At 48.7% G+C, this 26,572-nt stretch carries 31 protein-coding genes and 1 pseudogene; 11 read left to right on the forward strand and 21 right to left on the reverse strand.

The window, feature by feature from the left end:
• Positions 1 to 338 precede the first annotated feature (338 nt).
• Positions 339 to 1,109, forward strand: coding sequence for an aminoglycoside phosphotransferase family protein (locus PV02_RS08065; protein ID WP_305891147.1), 771 nt, complete (start codon positions 339 to 341; stop codon positions 1,107 to 1,109).
• Positions 1,088 to 1,744: an HAD family hydrolase gene (locus tag PV02_RS08070; protein ID WP_256622865.1), complete on the forward strand. Its 657-nt coding sequence runs from the start codon at positions 1,088 to 1,090 to the stop codon at positions 1,742 to 1,744. Before PV02_RS08065 ends, PV02_RS08070 begins: the two co-directional genes overlap by 22 nt.
• A gap of 25 nt (positions 1,745 to 1,769) precedes the next feature.
• Here PV02_RS08070 and PV02_RS08075 read toward each other — a convergent pair whose 3' ends face one another.
• Both PV02_RS08075 and PV02_RS13345 read right to left on the reverse strand, forming a co-directional pair.
• Complete coding sequence (locus PV02_RS08075; RefSeq protein ID WP_256622866.1) at positions 1,770 to 2,702, reverse strand: mechanosensitive ion channel domain-containing protein; 933 nt, start codon at positions 2,700 to 2,702, stop codon at positions 1,770 to 1,772.
• A gap of 237 nt (positions 2,703 to 2,939) precedes the next feature.
• Positions 2,940 to 3,236, reverse strand: a complete 297-nt coding sequence (locus PV02_RS13345) for a CxxC-x17-CxxC domain-containing protein (protein ID WP_425438348.1) — start codon at positions 3,234 to 3,236, stop codon at positions 2,940 to 2,942.
• A 476-nt stretch (positions 3,237 to 3,712) separates the two neighbouring features.
• Between PV02_RS13345 and PV02_RS08085 the strand changes: the two genes are divergently transcribed.
• Positions 3,713 to 4,528, forward strand: a complete 816-nt coding sequence (locus PV02_RS08085) for a uroporphyrinogen-III synthase (protein WP_256622867.1) — start codon at positions 3,713 to 3,715, stop codon at positions 4,526 to 4,528.
• 122 nt (positions 4,529 to 4,650) lie between these two features.
• Here PV02_RS08085 and PV02_RS08090 read toward each other — a convergent pair whose 3' ends face one another.
• A complete protein-coding gene (locus PV02_RS08090; protein ID WP_256622868.1) occupies positions 4,651 to 5,628 on the reverse strand; it encodes an arsenic resistance protein in 978 nt (325 codons plus the stop codon).
• A gap of 192 nt (positions 5,629 to 5,820) precedes the next feature.
• Between PV02_RS08090 and PV02_RS08095 the strand changes: the two genes are divergently transcribed.
• The 5 genes and pseudogenes from PV02_RS08095 to PV02_RS13350 form a co-directional block, all read left to right on the forward strand.
• Complete coding sequence (locus PV02_RS08095) at positions 5,821 to 6,507, forward strand: DUF1538 domain-containing protein (protein ID WP_256622869.1); 687 nt, start codon at positions 5,821 to 5,823, stop codon at positions 6,505 to 6,507.
• A 23-nt stretch (positions 6,508 to 6,530) separates the two neighbouring features.
• A complete protein-coding gene (locus PV02_RS08100; protein ID WP_256623081.1) occupies positions 6,531 to 7,238 on the forward strand; it encodes a DUF1538 domain-containing protein in 708 nt (235 codons plus the stop codon).
• Positions 7,231 to 7,602, forward strand: coding sequence for a P-II family nitrogen regulator (locus tag PV02_RS08105; RefSeq protein WP_256623082.1), 372 nt, complete (start codon positions 7,231 to 7,233; stop codon positions 7,600 to 7,602). The genes PV02_RS08100 and PV02_RS08105 overlap by 8 nt, the downstream gene beginning before the upstream one ends.
• Positions 7,603 to 7,755: 153 nt before the next feature.
• Positions 7,756 to 9,774, forward strand: a complete 2,019-nt coding sequence (locus PV02_RS08110; RefSeq protein WP_256622870.1) for a monovalent cation:proton antiporter family protein — start codon at positions 7,756 to 7,758, stop codon at positions 9,772 to 9,774.
• 93 nt (positions 9,775 to 9,867) lie between these two features.
• Positions 9,868 to 9,918, forward strand: a pseudogene (locus PV02_RS13350) (hypothetical protein); the annotation flags it as partial.
• Positions 9,919 to 10,044: 126 nt separating this feature from the next.
• On the opposite strand, the gene PV02_RS08115 reads toward PV02_RS13350, so the two are convergent.
• Positions 10,045 to 10,203, reverse strand: coding sequence for a hypothetical protein (locus PV02_RS08115; RefSeq protein ID WP_256622871.1), 159 nt, complete (start codon positions 10,201 to 10,203; stop codon positions 10,045 to 10,047).
• A gap of 127 nt (positions 10,204 to 10,330) precedes the next feature.
• Between PV02_RS08115 and PV02_RS08120 the strand changes: the two genes are divergently transcribed.
• Positions 10,331 to 10,663 (forward strand): cupin domain-containing protein, encoded by a 333-nt coding sequence (locus PV02_RS08120; protein WP_256622872.1) that lies wholly within the window; start codon positions 10,331 to 10,333, stop codon positions 10,661 to 10,663.
• Positions 10,664 to 10,725: 62 nt separating this feature from the next.
• Here PV02_RS08120 and PV02_RS08125 read toward each other — a convergent pair whose 3' ends face one another.
• The 4 genes from PV02_RS08125 to PV02_RS08140 form a co-directional block, all read right to left on the reverse strand.
• On the reverse strand, positions 10,726 to 10,878 hold the full coding sequence (locus PV02_RS08125; RefSeq protein ID WP_256622873.1) for a DUF1328 domain-containing protein: 153 nt from the start codon (positions 10,876 to 10,878) through the stop codon (positions 10,726 to 10,728).
• Positions 10,879 to 10,983: 105 nt separating this feature from the next.
• Positions 10,984 to 11,772, reverse strand: coding sequence for a DUF1638 domain-containing protein (locus tag PV02_RS08130; protein WP_256622874.1), 789 nt, complete (start codon positions 11,770 to 11,772; stop codon positions 10,984 to 10,986).
• Between the two features lie 120 nt (positions 11,773 to 11,892).
• The gene (locus PV02_RS08135; RefSeq protein ID WP_256622875.1) at positions 11,893 to 12,684 is read right to left on the reverse strand and encodes an ABC transporter permease; all 792 of its coding nucleotides are present in this window, start codon (positions 12,682 to 12,684) and stop codon (positions 11,893 to 11,895) included.
• Positions 12,671 to 13,324, reverse strand: a complete 654-nt coding sequence (locus tag PV02_RS08140) for an ABC transporter ATP-binding protein (RefSeq protein WP_256622876.1) — start codon at positions 13,322 to 13,324, stop codon at positions 12,671 to 12,673. Before PV02_RS08140 ends, PV02_RS08135 begins: the two co-directional genes overlap by 14 nt.
• Positions 13,325 to 13,530: 206 nt before the next feature.
• Between PV02_RS08140 and PV02_RS08145 the strand changes: the two genes are divergently transcribed.
• The gene (locus PV02_RS08145) at positions 13,531 to 14,040 is read left to right on the forward strand and encodes a peroxiredoxin (RefSeq protein WP_256622877.1); all 510 of its coding nucleotides are present in this window, start codon (positions 13,531 to 13,533) and stop codon (positions 14,038 to 14,040) included.
• Positions 14,041 to 14,209: 169 nt separating this feature from the next.
• On the opposite strand, the gene PV02_RS08150 is transcribed toward PV02_RS08145, so the two are convergent.
• From PV02_RS08150 to PV02_RS08210, 13 genes are all read right to left on the reverse strand, one after another.
• Complete coding sequence (locus PV02_RS08150; RefSeq protein WP_256622878.1) at positions 14,210 to 14,827, reverse strand: V-type ATP synthase subunit D; 618 nt, start codon at positions 14,825 to 14,827, stop codon at positions 14,210 to 14,212.
• Positions 14,828 to 14,843: 16 nt separating this feature from the next.
• On the reverse strand, positions 14,844 to 16,223 hold the full coding sequence (locus PV02_RS08155) for an ATP synthase subunit B (protein WP_256622879.1): 1,380 nt from the start codon (positions 16,221 to 16,223) through the stop codon (positions 14,844 to 14,846).
• 2 nt (positions 16,224 to 16,225) lie between these two features.
• Positions 16,226 to 17,962 (reverse strand): ATP synthase subunit A, encoded by a 1,737-nt coding sequence (locus PV02_RS08160; protein WP_256622880.1) that lies wholly within the window; start codon positions 17,960 to 17,962, stop codon positions 16,226 to 16,228.
• The gene (locus PV02_RS08165; RefSeq protein WP_256622881.1) at positions 17,953 to 18,252 is read right to left on the reverse strand and encodes a V-type ATP synthase subunit F; all 300 of its coding nucleotides are present in this window, start codon (positions 18,250 to 18,252) and stop codon (positions 17,953 to 17,955) included. Before PV02_RS08165 ends, PV02_RS08160 begins: the two co-directional genes overlap by 10 nt.
• Entirely contained in the window at positions 18,252 to 19,319 is a 1,068-nt protein-coding gene (locus PV02_RS08170; RefSeq protein WP_256622882.1) for a V-type ATP synthase subunit C, read from the reverse strand. Before PV02_RS08170 ends, PV02_RS08165 begins: the two co-directional genes overlap by 1 nt.
• Positions 19,320 to 19,326: 7 nt before the next feature.
• Positions 19,327 to 19,878: a V-type ATP synthase subunit E gene (locus PV02_RS08175; RefSeq protein ID WP_256622883.1), complete on the reverse strand. Its 552-nt coding sequence runs from the start codon at positions 19,876 to 19,878 to the stop codon at positions 19,327 to 19,329.
• A 52-nt stretch (positions 19,879 to 19,930) separates the two neighbouring features.
• Positions 19,931 to 20,167 (reverse strand): V-type ATP synthase subunit K, encoded by a 237-nt coding sequence (locus PV02_RS08180; protein WP_256622884.1) that lies wholly within the window; start codon positions 20,165 to 20,167, stop codon positions 19,931 to 19,933.
• Between the two features lies 1 nt (position 20,168).
• Complete coding sequence (locus tag PV02_RS08185) at positions 20,169 to 22,118, reverse strand: V-type ATP synthase subunit I (RefSeq protein ID WP_256622885.1); 1,950 nt, start codon at positions 22,116 to 22,118, stop codon at positions 20,169 to 20,171.
• On the reverse strand, positions 22,111 to 22,437 hold the full coding sequence (gene ahaH / locus PV02_RS08190; protein WP_256622886.1) for an ATP synthase archaeal subunit H: 327 nt from the start codon (positions 22,435 to 22,437) through the stop codon (positions 22,111 to 22,113). Before ahaH ends, PV02_RS08185 begins: the two co-directional genes overlap by 8 nt.
• 238 nt (positions 22,438 to 22,675) lie before the next feature.
• Positions 22,676 to 23,866, reverse strand: coding sequence for a radical SAM/SPASM domain-containing protein (locus PV02_RS08195; RefSeq protein ID WP_256622887.1), 1,191 nt, complete (start codon positions 23,864 to 23,866; stop codon positions 22,676 to 22,678).
• Positions 23,867 to 23,903: 37 nt separating this feature from the next.
• The gene (locus PV02_RS08200) at positions 23,904 to 24,782 is read right to left on the reverse strand and encodes a polyprenyl synthetase family protein (protein ID WP_256623083.1); all 879 of its coding nucleotides are present in this window, start codon (positions 24,780 to 24,782) and stop codon (positions 23,904 to 23,906) included.
• Positions 24,783 to 24,801: 19 nt separating this feature from the next.
• Positions 24,802 to 25,182: a cytochrome c maturation protein CcmE domain-containing protein gene (locus PV02_RS08205; RefSeq protein ID WP_256622888.1), complete on the reverse strand. Its 381-nt coding sequence runs from the start codon at positions 25,180 to 25,182 to the stop codon at positions 24,802 to 24,804.
• 21 nt (positions 25,183 to 25,203) lie between these two features.
• Positions 25,204 to 25,311, reverse strand: a complete 108-nt coding sequence (locus tag PV02_RS08210) for a hypothetical protein (RefSeq protein ID WP_256622889.1) — start codon at positions 25,309 to 25,311, stop codon at positions 25,204 to 25,206.
• A gap of 201 nt (positions 25,312 to 25,512) precedes the next feature.
• Here PV02_RS08210 and ahbD point away from each other — a divergent pair, with 201 nt between their 5' ends.
• A complete protein-coding gene (gene ahbD / locus PV02_RS08215; protein ID WP_256622890.1) occupies positions 25,513 to 26,568 on the forward strand; it encodes a heme b synthase in 1,056 nt (351 codons plus the stop codon).
• Positions 26,569 to 26,572 lie beyond the last annotated feature (4 nt).

The raw sequence follows: 26,572 nt of genomic DNA on the forward strand, positions 1-26,572 counted from the left end.
TTCATGGCTGACAGCCTGGCTTTGCCAGGCAATCCTTTTTTGCATCCAAACTATGTCTTTCATCTGCCCCTGCTATATGAACATCAGGATAACATCCCGGGCACGATGAAACTAATATACATATGTAAACATACTATGGAGCAAAAGTTCAGAGGTGGGCAGGAATTTCTCAATATCATGCATGTACGCTTTTTCCGGGGGATGCCTTCAGGGAGTGGCTCATAGAGGTCCTTGGGGACCGGATAAGTAATAAAGACTGCAAGGTCGATGTTTTCAGGTATGCGTCTGCATCGCATACTGTGTGCAGGTACAGGTTCCGGGGAGAGCACTACAGTGTGATGGCAAAATTCTTCGCAGAGCCGGCTGGTGAACTGAGGAACTATGACGCGCACAGGGCAATGCTGAAAGAGTATGAGAACCTGCAGAAAGCAGGCCAATTCGTCAGTGTATCAAGGCCTCTTGCCGTGCGTGCTGATTATAACTGCGTGCTGATCACCGAATATATCAGGGGTAATAACCTCCTATGGTATTTTAAGCATCGTGAGCAACTATATGATGTCCTGACATCAGTTGCGCTCATGTATCGCAGGCTCCATGACAGCACACGGACATATTATGATAAAGAGCGGGAGTTTGCAAACTTCCATCATATACTGGACCAGCACGCACTGGACCATCGTAAGAGGGAGCACTTCAACCGCCTGCTGGGAATGTGGTGGTACAGCCCTTTCATTGACAGGGACTGCGGCTGTATGATACACAGGGATGCCTCGCCACTTAACTATATTATCCGGGAAGGAAAACCGTACATGCTTGATATGGAGAGCTGCTGGCACAACGCAAATAACATAAGGGATGTGGGAACGCTGTGTGCAGAGCTGAAGAACTATTTCCAGCTGAACTGCGGGTCGGGGATGAAGGCCGAGCCCTATATCGGGCACCTTCTCTGGCAATACAGCAGGAACGAAGAGGAATTCCGCAGAATAAGCAAAACCCTGCCGTTCTTCATGAGCATAGGCCTGCTCAGGACTGCCAGACTGTACAGGCACACAGCATACTATGAGTATCTTACCAGGGAGGCTCTCGAGTGTTTGAAAGCTATAGAGTGAAGGGACTTATTTTTGACTGCTACCACACCATCGTGGACATCAAGACGGATGAAAGTGATTACTACACCTATGATACTGTAAGCAAATGGCTCCAATACCAGGGAGTGATGATCGACCCCCGGAGGCTGAAGGGCGAATATCATGCCCTGGCAAAGGAAACGGTGGAAGCCTCCGGGGAAGAACACGCCGAGATCAGGGTCGAGGAGATATTTGAGAGGATCTGCAGGGATAACTCTGTCTGGGATATCGATGAGCACAAACTTGGGATCGAGACCTCGAAGGTGTTCCGTTCGGCTTCATTACGGAAGATCGGGGTCTTCCCGGAGAGCCTGAAGATAATCGAAGAGAGCCCCTCTTTGATAAAGTGCATGCTTTCCAACGGGCAGCGCGTATTCTCCGAACTGGAATTGCGTTTCCTGGGACTCTACGACCTCTTTGATATCATTATCTTCTCCTCGGATGTCAGGTACAAGAAGCCCAACCCGAAGATATACAGGCTTGCACTTGAAAAGATGCAGCTTGAACCCTGGGAAGTGATCTTCATAGGGGACACGCCGGAGAACGACATTATAGCTCCGCAGGAGATGGGAATGCAGGCCATGCATATCCAGGATGCATGGAAGCTGCTGCCCTGAGAACGGATGTCTGTTCATCTAAGCTTCAATAAGCGCCTGGAGACCTGACCGTTATATCCATGGTAGCCGAAGCGATGGTTATCCTGTCGTCCTTCTGGAGGTCCTCAAGTATCAGGCGGCTAAGCCTGTCATGGATATACCTCCTCTGTCTTGCCAGGGTTATATATCTTATAGAGAGGTCTATCCAGTTGTCGGTCATCCTGAGGTAGATAGCAGGAACCTGCGTATACTCCGAAAGATAATATTTCTTGCTCAGCCCGGATATCTGCTCCTGTGCTGCAAGGGTCACTCCCAGGGTTTCCTCCCTGACTATGCCCATTATTCTTTCATGGGCACCCTTCCAGTCGCTGTGGTAGGTGATTGGGAGGATTATCTCGTCCCATATGAAGGGATTATCCTTACTGTAGTTGTTTATCACGCTGTCCAGGACCACACTGTTCGGAATGGTGGATATCCTTCCCGTGGGCTGGTCTGCATTGACCCATTCCTTCAGTTCAAAGAGCGTGGTATTCAGGATTCCAATATCGATTATATCGCCCATCTTTGAGTTGATCTCTATCCTGTCACCTACCCTGTAGGTCCCCGTTGTGAAAATTATCAACCCGCCCATGAGGTTCTTGAAGAAATCCTGTAAGGCAACGGTCACACCGGCAGCTATCAGTCCGTATGAAACAAGCAGGACCTGTGTATCTTCCACCCACACACGGATAGACACCAGCAGGAGGAGAACGACATATAATATGGAAACTATCCTGCTGAATTCGAATCTGGTCTTGTCATCCTTGATCTTCTTAGCTATCCGGTATTCCAGAACCACTTTGAAGAAAAGGTGTATTACCGTGAGCCATAGAAGTGTGGAGTATATCCTGAACAGGAAAAAGCTTCTATGCTCAACAGCCAGAAGCCATGCTGTAACGGTCAGCAGCAGGAGAGAGAAAACAACGATGAGATGTTTCATTGGTATATTTTTGGGAAGGATTCAAATAAATACCTTTTTGATTTGCTAATAACTATATTAAAAGTCTCGCGTAAACACAGTCCGCTTTATATGAGGAGGTTGTGAGTCTATAAGGTCAAAAGCAAGGAATGATCCGAAAGAATGATCCGCTATGGACCGGAGTAAGAAAATGAGGCAACGGTATGCTGAACATACCGGCCCGATATAAATAAGAACTAATTCAGGGAATTAATCTGCTTAATATCTCTTTGGAGGTCTGTGGTTCTGGTAGCATTCCCTGCAGTATACGGGCCTGTCACCTGAGGGCACGAAGGGCACCTGTGTTTCCTGGCCGCAGTCTGCACAGGTTGCAGGGTGCATCTCCCTCGGACCGCTTGGCCTGAAGCCGCCACTTCCGCCCCTGTCGTTCCTTGGACCGCTTGGCCTGAAGCCACCGCTTCCGCCTCTGTCGTTCCTGTCGCCCCTGTCATTCCTTGGACCGCTTGATCTGAAGCCACCGTTTCCGCCGCTGCCGCCTCTCTTATCGTTTCTCATGTTTGATTTCCTTTGTGTTGTATTTATGTGTAACTTCCTATGCGGAAGAGAGAACCTTCGCATGACTCGTTCAATCTGATCTTTGTATCTCTTATCCTACCTGACACCAAATCATCATTCTTAAGAGACAGCATGGATTTACCCCTGGCTCCTGAACTGTGATATGTGAACAGACCTAGCTGAGACGGAAACATTTATCCTGCAATCGATACGATATTCTCTTTTATTGTCTGCAATTAACCTAAAAGAAGTAATAGAACGGAATCATCCCTTTTCTTAACCCATCAAGTAAGTTAACTGTAAGTTAGAAATGCTCTTGCAGATATAAATCATTTACCGTCGTCCGGGAGTTATAAACGGGATCAAAGCAGATGATTTAAGTCTTTGAAGGAGCATAGGGTATTAAAAGCTGTACAGACGTCTGTAATTGCTCTTTAGCAGTTAATTTGAAAAAGGGAAAGAGGATTCTTACTATCATGGCACCTGAAACGAGTAAACCTGTGATCGCGGTCATGCGGCCTGAAATGTATCTGGGGACATCTGTGGGACTTGCACAGTCAGCAGGATTTGGCACTCTTGCAGTCCCCCTGGCAGAGCTCAGCAACATAAAGGATAGTGTATTCGACGGCTTTTTCTCACGTGTTATGAAAGGTGAGACCGACTGCGTGATATTTGCAGGCCCGGGAGAAATAGAGTATACCCTGAGGAAGATACCTTATCCTATCAGGCCCCAATTCATTGAAGCGCTGAACCAGAGGTATGTAGTGGCTGTCAATACTGAGACCAGGGAGTCACTTGAACAGGAGAATGTAAAGGTGCAGGGTATGCCCGAAATTTACAATACTGAGGAAGTTGCCTTTTACATGCAGGACTATGCAGATGAAGCTGTCATAGATGTGGTATATGGCACGCCGGACTCCAATAAGTTCACTGACAGCCTTCGTGATTTCGGCGCTACGGTTTTCGAGACAAGGGTTTACAACCTGATCGATCCGGACAGGGAGGAGCAGGTGCAATTCATCAGGACGGCAATGGAAGGCAATATCGATGTGTTTGCTTTTACGGACCCGATAACAGTGCACAATTTCTTTGACCACGCCAGACGCCAGGGTCTTGACAGGGATGCAGCACAGGTACTCAACAACTCAATTACTGCCGCAATCGGTGAATCAACGGCGTACACGCTGAAGCTGTACAAAGTAAAACCTAAGGTAACGCCTGAGAATTTCACATTCGAAGAACTGCTTCAAGCATCCATGAAGGCTTACAGGGATAAAAAAGGCAGCAATTGAGAACAGGGTGTAAGCAGTGGCGTGACCCGTGGAACGATGACTACTGCCATCAGGGAAAGCAGGGATGGATAAGAAGCCTCAGGTTTTTGGCCGGCTTTAAGTTCCAAACAAAAATATCGTTTTCATGCAGCCTCATCTTCACCACCCCATCTCTTCCTGATCCGGAGCAATGCATGAGATATAACTCCCAGCACAGGCAGCTCTATCAAAGGACCGATCACCAATGCCAGTGCTATCAATGGCTCCTCCGGGAAAGCCGTGAGTGCGATCGCCAGCACTATTGGTGAATTACGCGCAAGGGTTGTCAGATTCAGGCTTGCAGTATCCTCATATGAGAAAAGCAGTTTCCTTCCGATGACTTGTCCCACGATGAACACTATCGTGAAGAACAGCAGTACCGGAGGTATCAGTTTCAACAGCACCAGCGGGTTACGGACCAGGTATTCTCCCTGGGAAGCGAACATGGATATGATAGCAAGGTTCAGGAAAGAGAACTGCAGGTGGCCAAGCTTCGGGAAGACCTTTTCCTCAAGCCAGTACTCTCCTTTCATTCCCGGCAGGACCGCTTTTGATACAAGGGACAGGAAGAAGGGAATAAAGAGCACAAGGACCACACTCTCCAGTAGGGTTAAAGGGTTGATCGCTGCAATGGTTCCGGCGAATATGAGTAAGTAAACAGGCAGCAGTATCAGCTGGAGGATAAGGTTCATAGGAAGGATGGATGCAGAGAGCGGTACATTGCCCCGCGAGAGACCCGTAAAAAGCAGGTACCAGTCAGTGCAGGGAGTGACCATGAGCATGATGAACCCTATCCAGAGAGCAGGCACGTCCCTCAGGAACAGGAACCCAAGGACAAAGGCCAGCAGAGGATTGAATATGAAGTTCACGGCCCCGCTGACAGCAGCGAACCTCCAGTTCCTGAAGGAATCTCTCAGATGACCGAGAGGGACCTGCAAGAATATCCCGTACAGCATCACCATCAGGAAAGGAACTATGAAAAATGCTGCATGATCCTTGAAAAAAGGAACCTGCCCGAGGATGAGCCCTACGAAGACTGATAATAGTATGAATAAAGACTGGTATTTTTCAATTGAGCCCATGATAGTTCTTCTTTACAGATGGATTTATACTATTAGATATCTTTCTATTCTCATCGCGTTAAAATTATTCAATAACAACAGGCATCCATATTATGCCAGTAGTGACAAGGCTCTTATAGTAGTGTTCTAATCATCTGTTAGAATTGCTTTTTATATCGGTTGTATTCTCAGGAGCAGGGAGGACACTCTACCATGATACAGGACTTCAAGGAGACATTCAGGGAGGTATTGCAGGCTGTGCTGCCACTCACTGCAGCCGTGCTCCTGATTATGCTGGTCATTGGACTTAACTCCGGGATATTCATTTCCTTCTTCACAGGAACTATACTGGTAATTGCAGGCATGGTCCTTTTCCTGATGGGAGTGAAACTGGGTATGCTGCCTATCGGTGAGTCTATCGGCTCGGAACTGCCAAAACACAATTCGCTGCTATTCATTGTAGGAGTTGCCTTTGCGCTGTCGTTCATAGTTACCATCGCCGAACCTGATGTAAGAGTGCTGAGCACGATGATCGATTCGGTATCCGAGAATGGTATCTCCCGCAATACACTAATACTCTCCATCGCCCTTGGTGTGGGTTTCTTCGTATCGGTCTCCATGCTCAGGATAGTCTACGGAGTGCCTATAAAGTACCTGCTGACAGTGGGTTACCTGCTGGTCATAATTTTGTCCTTCTTCACAAAACCAGAGTACCTTGCCATAGCCTATGATGCCGGAGGTGTGACTACCGGTCCCATGACCGTGCCTGTGATCCTGGCGCTGGGCATAGGCGTAGTATCTGTGCTGGGAGAGAAATCGGAGCTTTCCGAAGGTTTCGGTCTTATAGGACTCGCATCCATAGGCCCGATAATAAGTATAATGTTGATGGGAGTGTTTTAACCTTGAGCGGCGCAGAGCAGGGATTGCTGGATATCTTTTGGGAGGTTCTGCAGGCATTACTGCCTCTTGTGATGTTTTTCATAATATTCCAATTACTTTACCTGAAATTCCCTTCCTCGCAGCTGGTGAAGCTAGCCCTGGGAATATCGATGACAGCCCTTGGGATGATATTGTTCCTTTATGGGGTGTATAACGGTTTCTTCCCTGTTGGAACGGAGATCGGGAACTATTTCGGGACAATGGAACATAAGTGGATAATGATACCTGTGGGCTTCTTCCTTGGTTTCCTTGCAACCTTTGCAGAGCCTGCAGTAAGGGTGCTGTGCTATCAGATAGAGAAATCTTCCAGCGGCTACATAAGATCTAAACTGATGCTTTACACGCTGTCCCTTAGTGTGGCGGTATTCGTTTCCATCGGGATGGCCAAACTTGTGTATGGGATCCCTTTCCTTTACATAATTGTACCCGGCTATCTTCTTGCTATATCGCTGATGTGGCTTTCGGATAAGGATTTCATAGCAATTGCCTTTGATGCGGGAGGAGTGGCTACAGGACCTATGGCTGTCACCTTTCTCATGTCCATGGCTGTCGGCGTGGCATCAGCCCAGGATGGCAGGAATGCTGTTACCGACGGTTTCGGGATGATAGCACTGATAGCGCTTGCACCCATCATCTTTGTAATGCTTTTAGGCGTATATATACGGTATATCGGAGGTAAGAATGATGTATGATGAGAATGACTTGGTCCTGATAGTGACTATAGTGAAAAAGGGATGGGGCGATAAGGTAGTGAAAGCGTCCAAGAAGGCAGGTGCCAGGGGCGGTACGATAATATTCGGGCGCGGTACGGGAGTCAATGAGAATAAGAGCCTCCTTGGGATGCTGATCGAACCCGAGAAGGAGGTAGTGTTCACTATTGCAGAGGCTATAAGTGCTGACAATATAATAGAGAACATCAGCCAGGATGTGGGCCTCGATAAACCGGGACAGGGATTGGGGTTCGTGGTCCCTCTTGAAAGAGTGTTCGGGACAGCCCAGATCTTATGCGACCTGCACCAGCACTGTGAATCCGTCACTAAGGAAGATAAGGAATAGTTCTGAGACGAATCCGTATAATGCAAAGCTCCCTCCCCCGGGCAAGCTCAAACAACTAATGAGTCCTAATAAATATTCGATGACAGCAGACACCTTTACTACAAAACCTTTTTTAGTATTAAACCAATTCACCCAAGATAGAGGGGTTACAAAATGGACCTGACATTATTCACTGACATTGAGATCATTTTCGGCTTATCGATCTTCATACTCCTGCTATTCCACAGGCTCAGGCTCTCGCCGGTCCTAGGCTTCCTTGTTACGGGAATGGTAGCCGGGCCTCATGTGCTTGGTATAATCCGTGATGTGGAGCAGGTAGAGATACTCGCGGAGATAGGAATAATCCTGTTGTTGTTCACGATAGGCGTCGAGATGTCCATCAAGGAACTCTGGGATATAAAACGATTCGTGCTGCTGGGAGGAGGACTGCAGGTCATAGTCACCTCAGTGCTTGTGTACTACGTCGCCCTTACCATGGGATACAGTTCCAGCACTGCGCTGTTTCTGGGATTCCTCGTATCGCTTAGCAGTACGGCCATTGTACTTAAGCTGCTTCAGGAAAAAGGGGAGATGTATACGCCCTATGGCAAGATATCCCTTGGGATACTCATATTCCAGGACATCGTTATCGTACCCATGATACTGCTGACCCCGATACTCGCAGGTGTCCCTTCCACATCGGGAGATAGTGCCACTTCTTTCCTGATAAAGGGGCTCGGCATTATGCTGATGGTCATTGTGAGTGCAAGATGGGTAATGCCTTCCCTGCTGTTCCAGATAGTCAAGACCCGGAACAGGGAACTGTTCCTTGTGACCATCATATTCGTCGTGTTCGGGACGGCATGGCTCACATCCAATGCCGGTCTCTCGCTCGCTCTGGGAGCTTTCCTGGCAGGCCTTATAATATCGGAATCCGAGTACAGCCATCAGGCCATCGGTAACATGATGCCCTTCAAGGATGTGTTCATGAGCTTCTTTTTCGTATCTATCGGCATGCTGATGGATGTAAGCTTCTTCCTGGAGAACATTGTCATCCTTCTTGCGCTGGCAAGTGTTGTCATATTCCTGAAATCATTTGCAGCCGGGGCTGTTACTTTCATAATGGGGTATCCACTGAGAACAACGCTCATTACAGGTATGGCACTCTCACAGGTGGGGGAGTTCTCCTTCGTGCTTTCCAGCTTCGGACGGGAATATGGCCTCCTCGATGAGAGACTTTACCAGAGCTTCCTTGCAGTCTCCATTGTCACTATGGCAGCCACTCCCTTTGTGATGACATCATCTCATCGCATATCACATAACATACTGAAGAGAACAAATAATAGGATACTCATCAACGGCCTCTCTTCAAGAAATACGGAACCGGATAAAGTAGATGAAGAGATGCATGACCACCTTATCATCATTGGTTACGGATTTAACGGCAAGACCGTGTCCAACGCTGCAAAGACGGCAGGCATACCCTATGTAATTATCGAGACAAATCCCGAGACAGTACGTACTGAGAGACAGCATGGGGAAAGGATACACTATGGTGATGCAACCCATGAGACTGTCCTTGATTCAGCGAATATTAAGTCTGCCAGGGTCCTGGTCGTGGGAATCTCTGACTTTATAGCCACCAGGACTCTTATCAATACTGCAAAGAGGATGAACCCTGATATCTACATAATCGCCAGGACACGGTACATGAACGAGATAAAGGCATTGAAGAGCATGGGTGCCGATGAAGTTATTCCAGAGGAGTACGAGACCTCAGTGGAGATATTCAGCCGCCTTCTTAAGAAATATCTTGTGCCGGAAGAAGAGATATACAGGTTCACCAGGGAAATAAGAGCAAACGGTTATTCCATGCTGCGCCAGCACTCAATGGAAGGTAATGAGAACATATTCAATCTGAAGGATGAACTCCCGGGAGTGGAAGTCACATCCTTTAAACTAAGGGATGACTGCAGTTTCCATGGAAAGACGCTGACGGAACTGAACCTGAGAAAGAAGTACGGGATAACTGTGCTGGCTATAAAGAGAGGGAAAAGCATGATAGCAAATCCCACAGGAGATGTAGAGTTGCTGTCTGCCGATACCTGTATAGTGCTCGGGAAGCCTGAAGGACTGTATCAGTTAAGAATGCTGATGGATGGGAATACATCTTCCGAAGAATGCCCTCTCTGATAGGGGCAAAGTTGGTCGTGCGGACGTCAGCGCTGTCGATCGCGGTCCCTGCCAGGAGCCTTGTGCGTCACCTACATCCGGCTCTTTGAGTGCATGAACGAGCACGGGCTGGAACTGGCAGGCCCATCAAGGGCATTGTACCTCAACGATCCTCAAGAGGTCGCAGAGGAGGAGCCCATGAGCGAGATACAACTTCCCGTAAAATGGGCGAAGATACTGTCAGAGAATATTCTTTCCCTGACAGTTTTAATTCTGAATCAACCGGAGCACCTATTCCCATTTATGGGCGTGCAGTTCATCATATTTCCAGAATGCCCAGTCATCTACCAGCTCATCTTCCGGAAGGTCCTTCATGAACTTTGGCAGGATGCCGATTGTGTTTCTGATGTCGTCTACTGTTTCTTTATAGGCTTCGTTATATACTCCCATATATGATACCCCAAATTGGGTATTTACTTACTGCCTTATAAATATGATCATTGGCCCACAGGCACTTAGTGCTCAGCGGTGGTGGCTGAGAGAAAAATAAATAAATTATGAAGCCGACCAGTCACTCATGTTCAGCAGGCATGATGAAAACAGCTATATTGAAGTCCTTCCCGGCATCCGGATGAAAACCACGGTTCATGGTGACAGGACCCTGATGACCGAGTTTGCCATGAAGAAAGGAAGCATACTTCCCGAGCATGACCACCCGCATGAGCAGACCGGATATCTCATTTCAGGACATATATGCCTGTCAATCGGTAACGAGACGTTTGAAGTGAATGCAGGCGATTCATGGAACATTCCCGGCAAAGTCCCTCACAGCGCCCGGATAGTCGAGGACTCTGTTGCAATTGAAGTGTTCTCTCCGCGCAGAGAGGAATACATACAAAAAAGAGAATAAAAGAGAACTTGAGAAATCTTAAAAATAGGTTTTTTCCCTGCGGGTATCGTTGCAGAAGCCCGTTACAGGAAGAAACTTACTATTGCCAGTATTATGAAGATTATCACAAGCCACTTTGCAATCTCCATGGAAAATCCAGCAACTCCCCTCGCTCCCAATATATAGGCAACGATTGCCAATATCAGGAATATAACAGCTAATTCTATCAAAGCCATTTCATATTACCCCCTATAAAATTACAACCTCACTTCTAAGATTAGCCCGAGAGTATTTAAAAGTTAGTATTATAGAGCTATAATCAAAAATATAAATACCAAATATCAGTGTATGACATCAGCACATAGTTTCCTGTAACATTCCTTTATCAGCGCAGGGCTTGCAGTCATCTCAATGATGTTGAATTCGAAAAGACGTGCGAACTCCTCCACCATTGCATTGAAGTCTTTTTCATAGTACAGTCCTGTATCCATCCTGGCAACGTTCTTGTATCCGGCATAGTCGAAGACGAACTTGGACATCTTTATATCATCAGGGTTCTGGGTCAGGCCCGCCGATACCACCATCTCACGCCAGTGCGCTGCCCACATGGGGGTCATGAAGAAAGTGCCTATTCCCCTGGAGCCGGTCAGTTTGGCAAGATATGCGGCCCTGCCGCCAAGCACGGCACCTATGCAATCGTCCACAACTGTGCCGTTATCCTCTTTCAGTATGCGGACAACACAAGGACTTGAGCTGAAGTCCTGTTCCACCTTTCCGAGGACATTGCCACAGAGACCATAAAAAAGAAGGATCCCGTCCGAATGTCCTGACAACTCTTCGACCTTTTCATATACAACCTTTTTCAGGTTGGCAGGAACAGCATGCAGAGCCAGCTCCAGCATGTATACGACCAGGGTCAGCCCGTCCTCACCGCCATCTTCAGACCTGGCAGGAAGGGCCGGGAGTAGAAGCAGATCATAATTACAACCGGCAGCTTCAAGCTTGCCTGCAAGTCCGGAGCAGTCCTCGTTATCCACAATGACGACTTTCCGGATACAGGGGTCACTTTCGATAATGTGGGTGATCTCATCCTCGAACATCCTGCAGGCAATGAAACTCAGTACTGTCATTATAGATACTCCTTATTACTTGACCAATTAATGAAAAGTGAACTCCGACGTATATATAATAATGCCATTGACTATGATAATGGTATCTTCAGAGGCTGGATTAAGGATGTTGCACAGCCTTCATTCAACTTTGAGCATGTCCTTCCTGAAAATGCCGTAATCGTCAAAACCCCGGTGCATCATAATAAGGATACCGAGGAGTACGTTCACCAATGTGGTCACGTAGATCGCGACCATGATAGCGATCTGGTACTCAATGGCGATCAATGGGCTTGAGCCACCTATTATCTGACCTGTCATCATCCCGGGAAGGAAAACGATGCCTACTGTTGCCATGTTTGCGAGGGTTGGCCGAAGCGCATTCCTCAGGCTCTTTCTCAGGTACGGTTTGAGCGCCTCATGCTTTTCAGCACCATGGGACAGGCTGAAAAGGTAGCGATTCTCGTTCCTCTGTATCTGGTCACAAAAATCACTTATCCCTACGATGCTGGCCCGGAGGGAATTGCCTACGACCATCCCTGCCACAGGGATGAAGTAACGTGCCTCAAAGAGATCGTTCAGACCGATCACAAGCCCATTGAAATAGAGGAGGATCCCTATGTTCGTGACCGCAAAAGAGATAATAAGCGGCAGGATCAGGGAGCCATACTTGAGCTGCACGCTCCTGAGGACCGTATAGGATGCAACAGCCGCCATGATCATTACCCAGAGGATGTTAAGCAAAGAACTGTTGAGCTCAAAGACAAATGTGAGGAAGAATCCCACAAAGACAAGCTGGACGGTCATCCTGAGGGTGCTCTCAATGGTAGGGCCTGTGAGCCTGAGTTTCAGGTGATAGCTGACGATGATGGGGATCAGCAACAGGAGAAAACAGAAGACCATTCCCGCGAGGGATATGTCAACTGCAGTCATTGACACCCTCCTGCATCCTTTCAAGGTCGATGACCCTTACACCTTCACGCTCCCATTCGGAGTCGTGGGATATTACAAGAACTGTCCGGGAAGGATCACTGACAAACATATCCACTACCTTTTTCTTCAGCCCGGCGTCAAGGTCGGATGTTATCTCGTCCAGCAGGAAGATGTCCTTCCGTGTGAGCAGGGATATGATGATCGCTATGCGTTGCTTCTCTCCGCCTGACAGGTTCTCGAACCTCTTATCAAGGACATCTTCCCGCAGGGAAAGTTCCGACATCAAAAGGCGCAGTCTATCCGGATCGAGCTTCCCTTTGTTCTCATTATAGGAAAACACCTCATCCAGCATTTCCTTCACCCTCCCTTCCCCTATATCACTGTCCTGGGAGATGTGTGCTATCCTCTTCCTGATGTCCCACGCAAGCCCTGCATCAAGCGGACGGCCGTCGAAATAGATAGCACCCGAAGAAGGTTTCCTGAAACCCATCAGAAGCCTGAAAAGGGTTGTCTTGCCAATGCCCGAGCGCCCTTTAATGAGCACTTTTTCCCCTCTGCAAAGAGACATGTCAAAACCCGAAAGGATACTCCTGTCTCCCGCAGTGACACAGACCTTTTCCATCCTTATCAGTTCTTCCATTATGATGCAAATCCTGAGTTGAATCGGTTCTAAGAATGACAGAACATTCAGTATTGGCTTAGATATAAATGTCTCCTTCCACCTCCTTTTACTTCTTTCACCCGTACAGCTACAGTGCATCTGCCGACATCGCATTCCTTATACACCGGGAGAGCCTTCACCACAATAGGTTCTGCTCTGAGATTGAGTACAAAGGAGTGAAGAAAATGACAAACATCACAATATCCGAAGGCCAGTCCGCTCCCTCTTTCTGCCTCCCCGACCACGCCGGCAACACCGTGTGCCTGGAAGACTTCCGCGGCAAGTGGCTGGTCCTATATTTCTACCCCCGCGACAATACAGCCGGCTGCACCCGCGAGGCCCATGAGTTCTCCTCCCTGAAAGACGATTTTGCTGCCGAGGATGCCTCGATCCTGGGAGTCAGCAAGGACGGTGTGAAGTCGCACCAGAACTTCATCCGGAAACAGGAACTCACAATAACACTGCTCTCAGACGAGGACACCGGCGTACACCGGCAGTACGGCGTCTGGAGAACAAAGAAGAATTATGGCAGGGAGTATATGGGCACCGTGAGGAGTACTTTCCTGATCGACCCTGAAGGCGTGGTGGTGAAGGTGTGGGATAATGTGAGGACGGCGGAGCACGCGGGAGAGGTGCTTATTCAATTGAAGAAGATAAAGGAAAGTAAATTCCTGGCCGAGCCAGTATTTAAATAGGTATCAAATGCCGCACTTTGGTATAAATAATAATATAGCCCAGCACAAGCATCATCAGGGAAATAAGCCATGCCCACCTGATGATCCTGGCAAGGTTCTCAGGTCGGGACAGTCTTATAAAAAAGCGATCGACCAGGTTTGGGCGATCATTGGGTGAGTTCATAAGGGGTTATCCTTTGATCCTCTTCAGCCTGAAGGTGTTTTCCCTTTCCATCTCCTCGAGACGGAGCCTGATGAAGTTCATTGCTTCTTGGAGCTCGGGGATCACCTTGAACTCGAGAGCGTTGACACGCCTCTTTGTCTTCTCGATATCATCGAGAAGCTTCTTCATGGTGGTCTCGATCTCCGCTGCAAGGATGATCTTCTCAACAAGGATCTCGTATGAATCTGCTGCCTCATCCGTATAGGAACTGGTACCGACGATACCGTATCCACGCTCATCGAGTGCTTTGTGGACACTGGATGACTCGATCTTGGGAACGACGACACCCATGATATTGCGGCTTTCCAGCTCGATCTCCGGCTTGCCCTGAAGGGCAAAGGAGGTGGATTTGACGGTGATCACACCGTCAACAGCTTCTGCGATGGCTATCCTGCGGGAAGCTACTTCATAGGCGGCATCCAGCTCGGTCCTGACGTCCTTGGCCTTGCCGAGTATCTCGAAGAACTCAAGGATAAGTCCGTCCCTCTTCATCTTGAGCAGCTTGTGGCCGCTCTGTGAGAGCTTGATCTTCTTCTTGAGCTCGATAAGTTCGGACCGGGTTGGTTTCACATCTTTTACGCCCATGTAGGATCACCTGTCTTTACTTGCTCTTGTGAGCGGGGTGGTACTTCTGGATGTACTTGTTGTCCACTCTTGTGAGCAGGGCTTCCGGAAGTTCTGCAAGGATGCTCCAGGAGACGTTCAGGGTATCCTCGATAGTCCTGTCCTCATCCCTTCCCTGGCGAACGAACCTGTCCTCAAAGAGGTCCGCGAACTCAAGGATCTTCTGGTCCCTCTCGGAGAGAGCTTCCTTACCTACGATGGCAACGAGACCCCTGAGGTCACGGCCTTCTGCGTAGGCTGCATACATCTGGTCAGAGACTGCCTTGTGGTCATCCCTGGTCTTGCCTGCACCAATGCCTGAGTTCATCAGACGGGAGAGTGAAGGCAGCACGTTGATAGGTGGATAGATACCCTTTCTGTGCAGTTCCCTTGAGACCACGATCTGTCCTTCGGTAATGTAACCTGACAGGTCAGGGATCGGGTGGGTGATATCGTCACCGGGCATGGTAAGGATCGAGAACTGTGTGACTGACCCCTTCCTACCCTTGATGACACCTGCGCGCTCGTAGAGCGATGCAAGGTCGGTGTACATGTAACCAGGGTAACCACGCCTTCCGGGAACCTCTTCACGGGCCGCACCCATCTGACGCAGTGCCTCACAGTAGTTGGTGATATCGGTAAGGATGACCAGTACGTGCATGTCATGCTCGTATGCAAGGTACTCGGCTGCGGTGAGTGCCATCCTTGGTGTGATGAGACGCTCGACTGCAGGGTCGTCTGCGAGGTTGAGGAACACCACTGCTCTCTCAAGTGCACCGGTCTTCTCGAAGTCCTCCATGAAGTACTGTGCTTCCTCACTGGTGATACCCATTGCAGCGAACACTACCGCGAAGTCCTCGGTGGAGCCGGGAACCTTTGCCTGACGTGCGATCTGCAGTGCGATCTCGTTGTGGGGGAGGCCTGATCCGGAGAAGATAGGCAGCTTCTGGCCACGTACAAGGGTGTTGGTACCGTCGATGGTTGAGATGCCTGTCTGGATGAACTCCTCAGGTGGCATCCTTGAATAAGGGTTCATTGATGCACCGTTAACGTCTACCCTGTCCTCTGGGATGATGCGCGGTCCGCCGTCCAGTGGCTCACCGGATCCGGAAAGGATACGGCCGAGCATGTCCTTGGAAACCGGGAGCTTGATGGTCTCGCCTGTGAAGACTACACCGGATTCCTCGTTGAGTCCGCCGGTACCTTCGAATACCTGGACTGCTACCATGTCAGCGGAAGTATCAAGGACCTGTCCTCTTTTGGTGGTCCCGTCCGGAAGGTTGATAGTAACCAGTTCATTGTAACCTACAGGTTCGGTCTTCTCAAGGAAGACCAGTGGTCCTGAGATCTCTGTGATTGTCTTATATTCCTTGGTCATTTTTACTTACCTCCAAGCTGCGCGAATTCCTTATCCATCTTGGTAAGGACAGCGTCAAGTGCACCCTGGAAGTTCTCTTCGAACTTTACCTTCGCAAGTTCATCCTTTGACTCGAGGGACAGGATGTCCTTCATCGGGACGCCTGCTTCAAGTGCAGCTGTTGCCATCTCACCGTACTTGGAGATTGCTTTCAGTAACTTGTACTGCTTGTCGAAGGGGCAGTATGTGTCCACAGGGTGGAAAGCGTTCTGCTGCAGGAAGTATTCCCTGAGCATACGGCAGATCTCGAGCACAAGCTGCTGGTTTTCAGGCAGAGCGTCGGAACCGACCAGCTGCACGATCTCCTGGAGTTCTGCTTCCTGCTGGAGAAGGTCCATTGCATTGTCCCTGAGGGTTACCCAGTCGGGTGCCACATTCTCACCGAACCAGTCGGAGAGTCCCTGTGTGTACAGGCTGTAACTCGTCAGCCAGTTAATGGACGGGAAGTGCCTCCTCTGTGCAAGCTTTGCATCCAGGGCCCAGAAAACCTTCACGATACGAAGGGTGTTCTGTGTGACAGGCTCGGAAAAGTCTCCGCCGGGCGGTGATACTGCACCGATAACGGTGATAGAGCCTTCCTGACCTTCGAGAGTGCGTACGTATCCTGCTCTCTCATAGAACTCGGAAAGTCTTGCTGACAGGTATGCAGGGTAACCTTCCTCACCAGGCATCTCTTCAAGCCTTGATGAGATCTCTCTCATTGCCTCTGCCCACCTGGAAGTGGAGTCTGCCATGAGTGACACATCGTATCCCATGTCACGGTAGTATTCCGCAATGGTTATACCTGTATAAACAGAAGCCTCACGGGCTGCCACAGGCATGTTTGAGGTGTTGGCGATAAGCACTGTACGTTCCATGAGCGGGCGTCCTGTCTTTGGGTCCTGGAGCTCGGGGAACTCGTTAAGCACATCGGCCATCTCGTTTCCACGTTCGCCGCATCCGATGTAGACCACAATGTCAGTGTCACTCCACTTTGCAAGCTGCTGCTGGGTAACTGTCTTACCGGAGCCGAAGGGACCGGGGATAGCTGCAGTACCGCCCTTTGCAACCGGGAACAGACCGTCAAGGATCCTCTGACCGGTAATAAGGGGCCTGTTCGGCATAAGCTTCTTGCCTACAGGACGTGGCTTCCTGACAGGCCACTTCTGCATCATTGACATCTGCGTGCCGTTCTCAAGAACACATATAATTTCATCGACCTTGAATTTGCCTGCCTTGATCTCGGAGATAGTTCCCGAGATTGTTGGTGGGACCATGATCTTGTGCTCGATATTCTCGGTTTCCTGCACAAGACCAATTACATCTCCGCCCTTTACGGAATCACCCTTCTTTGCAGTTGGCCTGAACTCCCACACTTTCTCGCGGCTGAGTCCGTTTGCAGTGACTCCTCTCTGGATGAAGTCACCCATCTTTTCCTGCAGGACCATCAAAGGTCTCTGGATACCGTCATAAATACTTTCCAATAATCCGGGGCCAAGTTCTACTGAGAGGGACATGCCAGTGTTCACTACAGGCTCTCCCGGCCTGATACCGGCTGTATCCTCGTATACCTGGACAGTGGCCTTGTCACCTTCTATCCTGATCACTTCACCCATTAATCCTTCGTGACCAACCTGGACCACATCGTACATTTTAGGCTTGATGCCCCTGATAGTGACGACAGGACCTGCCACGCGATAAATTTCACCTTTCATTTCCACAGATCAACACCTACCGATTGTTTTATTTTTTCCCTTAGGTTCGAACTTTGCGCACTACCTCCAAGAGTCACAATTGTTGGCTCAACAGAGTCATTGATAGTGTTTCTTAGCATCTCCGGTAGTTTATTGAGATCATCGCCATGCATTACAAGAATACCTACTTCCTCATCCTCAAGTATCCTGTGCACGGCAGCTTCAAGTTCGCCATCATTAACTTCATATATTTTTCTGACACCTGCGAGCCTGAACCCTGTCACGAACTCGCTGCGCCCAACCACTGCTAATTCCATCAGATCACCAACTGTTCCCTGATAATTTCATCACTGAGGTTGGCCTCTTTGCCACGTACTATTATCCGCAGGTTGTTTACCTCATTCTGCTTGGTTAGCATGTAGTCCATGATTGGTACTATTGAGAGTGGATAAACATGTGAGAAGCTTGCTGCAGATTTAAGCCTGTATTTCTTGAGGCGTGTCTCAACATCGATCAGTGATTGCATACCCGGGTTCACTATGTCGGATATTTCCTTCCAGTATGAGTACTTGTCAAGTTCCTCGATGAACTCTCCAAAGGGTAGTGGCATCAACCTCTGTATATCCTTCTGCCCGATCTCAAGACCTCCCTCGATCATCAGATTCATCATCTGGGGGTCGGTGATCCCGGCCTTCTTCAGGCGGAAAAGGATCATTAGGTTCTTTATGTCAATGCCTGCCCTGATGAACTTGGCAAACAGTTTGCGGTCTTTGGATTTAGAACCGCCTGCTACTGCAAAGAGTCCTGCATAGTACAACTTATCGAGCTGATTCTCTATATCCGAAAGGTTGGTACCGTCATAGTTCTTGATTATAGGATAATATTCGGTACCCTCAAATGCAGATATGACATCTTCCGTTTCCTTTCCGGCCAGGCCTGAGAGGAAAGTGTAGGTAAGAGTGCCTCCGGCAACGAGAGCCTCCAGAATCTCTTCAGTTGAAGCCCTGCAGTATTTGCCTCGGAGTATAGTCTTGACGTTCCAGATATCGTATTCCTTGAGGTATTCCGCAATAAGGAAGTTTACCTCCCCTTCGGAGATGTTCAGGAGTTTCCTAAAGGTAACAGACAGATTCCTGTTCAGTGCGTGTTCAATAAGGTCCACACCGTCATACTTCATTGCCAGTTCATCGACATCCTCCTTGTACCCGGACTCGCCTATGAACCTGGTGATCTCATCGATACTCATGTTCATGAGTCTCGGGTAGGTCTCTTTTGGCAAGAGCTTACTCTTCATTGCACGAACACGTGATACCGTGTATGCGTAGTTGGTATGGCCTTTTGCATCTGAACTGGAACCACGCTTAAATTTCTGCAACAGCCGCATTTAGAAATCACCCGAATAGAATATCAGATGTTTGCTTCAACAACTGCTCGCTTACACTTCTAAGGATGACATCGTAGGTATAATCCAGCCTTACAGTCCCATCTTCATTCTCGATGACAACTCCACCGAGACAGTCGATGTTACCAGCATACTCAAGAGAGGTCAGTTCCCTGACAAGTTTCTCTGAAGCTGCATTGGAGTATATCCTTTTACCGCTGGCTTCGTTTTTCTCAATTATGGATTTCAGAAGCTCTCTATTCTTTTCTTGAGAAAATGCGGCTATGGATTTTTCAGCCCTGGCATATACATCTTCTAGCAATTCCTTACGTGCATTGAGCAGTGTGCGCTTTACTTCAAGATTCGCGCTGGAGGTCTCTTGCTGTCTCATTTTACGGATATCATCCTCTGCCTTTGCAAGACGTTCACCTACGATCTTTTTCGCATTCTGCCTGGCATCATTAAGTATCAGTGAAGCCTCTGCATCAGCCTCGCGATTCAATCTGGCTACTTCCGCCTGCGCAGCATCCATGATATCTTTAACAACAATTTCAAGTCCCATGCTCATTCACCTTCAAAATAAATTTAAGAGCAAAGTGCGCTCTTAAACTATCTTATAGAGACAATAGTGCGACTACCAGGCCGAAGATAACGATCGTTTCTGGGATAACAGTCAGGATAAGTCCCTTACCGAAAAGAGCTTCATTCTCGGCCATTGCGCCTACTGCTGCAGTACCGATGTCCTTCTCTGCAATTGCGGATGCAAGACCGGTAAGTCCTACTGCAAGTGCTGCTCCTATTGCTTTCAGTCCCTCTGGGCTCATTGTTGTTACTACTGCTTCTGTTGCCATTTTATTTTTCCTCCGTGTATTTTCTTATGTATCCGAATGGATCGTATTTGCGTCCCCCACCTTCGTAGAATTTACCGAAGAACTCTACATACTGTAACCTGAGTGCATGTAATCCGGGGGCTATTATACTCAGGGCAGTGTTCAAAGCGTGTCCGAATAGGAACACTACAATCGCAAAGATAGTCATCACACCAATTGGTGATCCGGGCTGCCACATCATCTCAAAGGCGATAAGGTTGACAGTTGAGGCAATATAGATGGATGACAATCCGACAGCTATTATACGAGTATAGGACAGAGAATTGCTCAGAAGGGACGGCAACTCTACCGGACCCTTTACTCCTTCTCCTTTTACAAGCATGGCTACACCTACAAGGAACACAATGGCCCCTATGATTATCGGTAGCATATCGAGGTAACCAAGCACTGCGAGGAGGATGCCAAGCTCTACAACTATCCAGCTGCCTTTCTCGAAGATAGCTGCAGAAATACCGTGTTTCCTCTTCTCATTGATGAAACCCACCACATACCCGAGGTTAAGGTGGATCAGACCAACAAAAACAGTCGCCACGATGAATGTCATTACAAGGTGAGTCCTGTGCAGGGGGAAACCGATCATTTCACCAGCGGCAAAGGGACTTACAAACAATTCCAGGGTTTCAAATCCGGGTATCAGGCCTGGCTCAATACCGTGTTCCCCGTGGTAGCTTGCAAGAGGGAAACCAAGGAACTCGCCATATAATATACCAAAGAACAATGTCGATATCTGACAGTAGATAAGAATGTTCATCAGGGGCTTGACTGCATCCGTTGAAACAACCTTTTTGATGATAAGTGCACCTATCAGCAGGATAAGGGCGTAACCAATGTCACCAAGGATCATTCCGTACAGGAGTGGGAATGTTATGAATATCAATGCTGAAGGGTCAAGTTCCTTGTAGGTCGGACGCCCGTAAAGATTCATGATCTCCTGCAGGGGAGACACGATCTTGGGATTGTCGTATTCAATAGGGACCTTCTTGATATCAGGCTTTGTGATCTCCTGGGAGGAGACAAATGCACGTCCGTTTGTCGCTGCATTGACAGTGCGCTCAAGCTCTGCATATTGATCCGTAGGGAGCCATCCGTCAATAATGAAAGAACTTTCCGTGGTTGCGATCCTTAGGGGTGCTTCCGCCTTTTCGATCTCTATGGACAATACCTCGTTGCTTGCAAGAATCAGATCGCTGTATTTGAGCTTCAGGGCCTCGATCTCAGTATCGATTGCCTGTATCTTTTTGCTGATATCAGCTTCTCTGTTCTCGAGGTCCACCAGCAGTGAAGAAGGGGAACCGGTCATATCGGGAATCTTCGATTCCCTGAAAGAGGTACCTGCGAGCACTTCAGCAATCTGCGGTGCCTTTTCCCGGACAACAAAGAGAACTATTGCGCCAGACTTCTGATCATAGAACAGCTCATAAGAAGAAGTTATTCTGGCTATATCAGGCTCAACGTTTTCTTTTACGTGACCTGCAAATACAACTAGGTTTTCGTATCCGCGATAAAGCTCAAGATCCAGGCCAAGATTAGTAAAAGGAAGGATTTCTTTCTTAGAAGAGCCTATGTCCTTAAGCTCAGCTTCCAGCGCATGCTTGTTCTCAACAAGCACTTCCAGTTCCTGGTCCAGTGTGTCAAGGCAGCTGTCAAGCTGGGAGCAGACCGTAGCAGGATTCTGCTTTGCAACTGCAACGTCCTTTACACCAAGCAGGCTTGCAATAGATCGTATCTTGACGAGTCTTTTTGAAACTTCGCTTCCTTTCTCGAACGGCTTGCCTATCTTAAGATCAGAGCCATCCTCATTAAAATCTTCTATGTGGAACAGATTAGCTTTATGCAGAGCATCGACCGTTTCTTCAAGGATGTTCTTATGGCCAACTATAACGGCTCGACTCATCTGTTTTGGCTTAAGCATGTACTGCCCTCTCAAATTCAGTCAGTAACATGTCAACTGCTTTATCAACTTTGGAAGATGCCTTCTTTGCGATTGCTTCTGCCTCGCTTCTGCCTGTCCTGACGATCTCCTCCTTCTCTGCAGAGAGTGTCTCTTCAGCGGATTTGATCGCATTCTGTGCAGATCGATGGGCATCGGCTTCCGCCTGCTTCAGGATCTCCCTGGCTTCTGCACGTGCACTGGTGATACGGTCCTGTTTACTCTTTGCACCGTTTTCAACCATTTTCCGTGCATTGCCTTCTGCGTCTTTTATTTCAGACAAGATTTTCTCTTTGGCCATGCTAATCCTCGTGATGATTGATTATAATTATCCCGAATAATTCACTCCCTCTAGTGTTAAATGGGATATAAAGGTTTCGTAGACGTGATTCATAAATAGGTAATGATCTTTCATTACAGAGGGAGGGCGAAAAACACCAGCTGTGGCATTATTCGCAAAACTTGCCTCATCCCTCTGCAAGCATAAGGACAGCAGTTTCATGTTTCCTATTGTTTTATATAGGGGATCCTGCAGGAGATCAGTCCTTTTGCAGGTCCACTCTCAGGGGAAGCCGTTCACCCTCAGGTATGGTGTGAATATACTTTTCCCTGAACTGGGGATTACGCATCATGCAATAGTCCGCAGATGACCTGTATGCTGTATGCTTTCCCATGCGTTCCCATATGACTCCAAGATCCTCTTCGCGGATATTCCCGAAGGAAAGGGGTGTATAGGCACAGGGGAGGACATCGCCGCCTGCAGTGGCATGCATCCAGCGCCTTCCTGCAAAGCACCCGAACTGGTCAGGTCCCAGGAAATAAGGAAAAGCAGTAACCCTTGGTCCTTCGGGCTTCCGGTTGGCGGACTTCTGGAAATCGGCCAGGCGCTTCACGTCTTTCTCACCGATGACCTCATCCTCGTGTTCCAGCCAGCGCCCCACGGCCACGATCTCATACACGGACATTTCGTGCATGCCCATGTCGGCAGCAAACTGGTAGAAGCCATCAAGATCATCTATGTTGTGAGGCGATACCACAACAAAGAGGTCGGCAAGGATGCCTGCGGAGAGCACGTTCTTCACGCCGTTCACAGTATCCCGGAAAGCTCCTTCGCGTCCTCTCACCCGGTCATGTTCCTTCTCGTCAGGGCTGTCAAGGCTCATGTGTGCAGCAAAAAGTCCTGCTCTTTTCAATTCGGCTGCCTTCTGCTCGTTCATGGAAAAGCCGGATGTGAAGCAGGCTGCTACAGCACGGCTCTTGTCCACGGCATCGACCATCCTGGCCAGATCCTTGCGCAGCATTGTCTCTCCGCCATCAAATGAAATATAATAAGTTCCAAGATCAAGAGCCCTGTTAACCGCACCATTGATCTCATCGATCGTCAGTTCAGGGTCTGCAACGATGCCTGCAGCACCGCAGTGTATGCAGTTGTTCGGACATCTGCCTGTGATGCCGATGGAAAATTGATCCGGCACTCTCTTCTTTAGAATGGAGGCAACCTGTGCACTGATCATCCTGTTGAACACCTCTCCGGGCATGGGAGGGACCCAGGTGGAGAAGGTTATGCTCTCTTCCTCGGACAGGATCGGCTTTTCTTCCTGAAATATGCTGTTTATGCGTTTAATTATGGGTTTTGCCACTGCAGACAGGGGCCCTTCGGTGTCAAGTACGACCTTACCATCTTCAGTGTTTGCATTGACTTTTATTACTGACTTATCATATACTCTCATGGATACACCTGGCATATAAAAAGGATTTAAAAGGCGTTCAGCCTGTCCCGAGGACGCTTTCGGGCAGCATGTCTACTGTGATCAGGTTGGTTACCAGGAGGAGCTTGTCCTTTGCAACAGAATCACTGAAGTTATCCAGTATCCCCTTTGCCTTATTGACATGGATGAGAACCTCCCTGACCGTAAGAATCACCGCCTCTTCGCGACCGAAGCTTCTTTCGTAAAGCAGTGGCAGAGTGACGGATTCAAAGTTTGACTGCTTATCCTCAAGCCTGTTCAGATATTCAAGCAGGTCATCCACTATCTGGTATGCGTTGCCGACGCTTTCGCCGAATGACCTGAACATCATTGCCTTTTCCCTGTCGGCGCCCGCAACATAGGCACCGATGGCAGCACTTGCAGCAAAAAGGGAAGCCGTCTTCTTGCTTATGCATTCATAGTAGTTCTGCCTGCCAAATTCCGTCCCGTTACTGGAAATATCAATGGTCTCACCCTCGGCCATATACATGCCGGCTCTGCCGAACTCAAGCACTGAATCCGTACCGTAGGAAGATATCAGGGATATGGCTTTCGATATAAGGAAATCGCCGCACAGTATGGCTGCAGGAACACCGTATTTCTTATGGGCCGATTCGACACCCCTGCGAATAATGCCGTCATCAAGTACATCATCGTGTATGAGGGATGCAGAGTGAATGAGCTCGATGGCAAGAGCCGCATTGACGCTTTTGTCGCGGTGGCCTCCGCATATCTCAGTGCATAGCATCAGTATGATCGGCCGGATACTTTTGCCACCGGAGCTACAGACATGCAGCAGCATCTTCTTCATTTTCGAGCCGTCATCCATGCAGGCAACCAGACCGTCCATTGAAGCCTTTATCAGCCGGTATTCTTCAAGGTTCTCTATTTCCATCATAACGTCCCGTTTTCTGGTGTCACTCACTATACTTTGAAGGGCATCCCATAACTATCTTATTAGCCTCGATCCTGCTTTCGGATACCATCCTGCCGCTGACTGTCAGGCCTGCGCCCTCTGCCAGGTTTGCAGGAAGGACGCCGGTGTAGACCACCTCTACCTCGTATGCCTCATCCTCCGGATCCTCCAGCATGAACGAGATACCTGATGTCGAGACATCAAGAGTGCCATTCTTCACAGTACCCATTGTATTTACGTTGTGACCCACATACTTATCCGGGTCTTCCAGCAGTTCTGAGACCAGCAGATATCCCTGCGAAAAGTCCACGTTCCACAGACCTGCAATACCTACGACGGCAATAAAGGCAATTGCAAGCATGGTCTTGTGTTTTTTATCCATTTGAGCACCTATAGTATCCGACTATTCGTTCATGTTCCTGTGCTTCTTGACCAGGGAAGTACGGGTACGTATAAGGTGAAGGATATATGCAGCCAGAACGACCCAGGCAGATGCAAGTGCAAGATTCAAGGCGTTAATACATGTTCACCTCTATATTACTTTTGATACAATATAACTCTACTAAGATGATTACCGACAAGAATAAACAGCCTGCTGCAGCTTTGCATGGCTTGGACATTATTGTACCGATGACTAATTATTAATATGGGTGCGGACTAGTATAGCCCCATCCTATATAAGCAGAGTGGAACTTTCATCGAAACATATAAAATGATCAACATGGCCAGACCTCCAAGACTCATAGCATGGGAAACCACTGCAGGCTGCAACCTGTCCTGCAGGCACTGCCGGGGATCATCGACATCCCAGAAACCAGCGGGCGAGCTTAGTACCAAGGAAGCTATGCGCTTCATTGATGAGATATCCGGTATGGGTAAGCCCATATTGATACTCAGTGGCGGTGAGCCTCTTGTCAGGGACGACATATATGAACTTGCCACATATGCAAACGGAAAAGGTCTCCCTGTCGCACTCGCGACCAACGGGACCCTTGTTACTCCTGAGGTGGCCTCAAGCCTGAAAGAAGTGGGTATCAGGAGGATCAGTGTGAGCCTTGATGGTGCAAGCCCTGGAACGCATGATGATTTCAGATGCATGCCCGGGGCCTTTGAAGGGGCAATGCGTGGAATCGACGCCATCAGGGAGGCAGGCATCAGCTTCCAGATCAATACAACTGTCACTAAGCGCAACCTTGCGGAAATACCAGCTATCCTCGAAATGGCAACTGAGATCGGGGCCGAGGCGCTGCACATCTTCCTGCTGGTTCCCACAGGCAGGGGCAAGGAGCTCGAGGATGAGGAAATACCTCCGGTCGAGTATGAAAGAGTGCTCAACTGGTTCTATGACCAGCAGAAAACTGCGCAGATACAGCTCAAAGCGACCTGCGCTCCCCATTACTTCAGGATAATGCGCCAGCGTGCCAAAAAAGAAGGCGTCGAGATAAATGTCAAAACGCACGGATACGAAGCCATGACAAAAGGATGTCTCGGAGGCACCGGGTTCTGCTTTGTATCAAGTATCGGGGAGGTCTATCCCTGCGGATACCTGCCTGCACTTGCCGGCAACATAAAAGATCAGTCTTTCAGCGATATATGGGAGAGCTCCCGGGTCTTCAACGACCTCCGGGATCCCTCAAGGCTGAAAGGGAAGTGCGGGGACTGCGAATACAATAAGGTGTGTGCAGGATGCCGGGCACGCGCCTATGCAGCCACAGGAGATTACCTGGCTGAGGAACCCTACTGCATATACACACCCAAAAGACAGTGATCCC

It is taken from the genome of Methanolobus chelungpuianus, assembly GCF_024500045.1.
Classification (GTDB): domain Archaea; phylum Halobacteriota; class Methanosarcinia; order Methanosarcinales; family Methanosarcinaceae; genus Methanolobus; species Methanolobus chelungpuianus.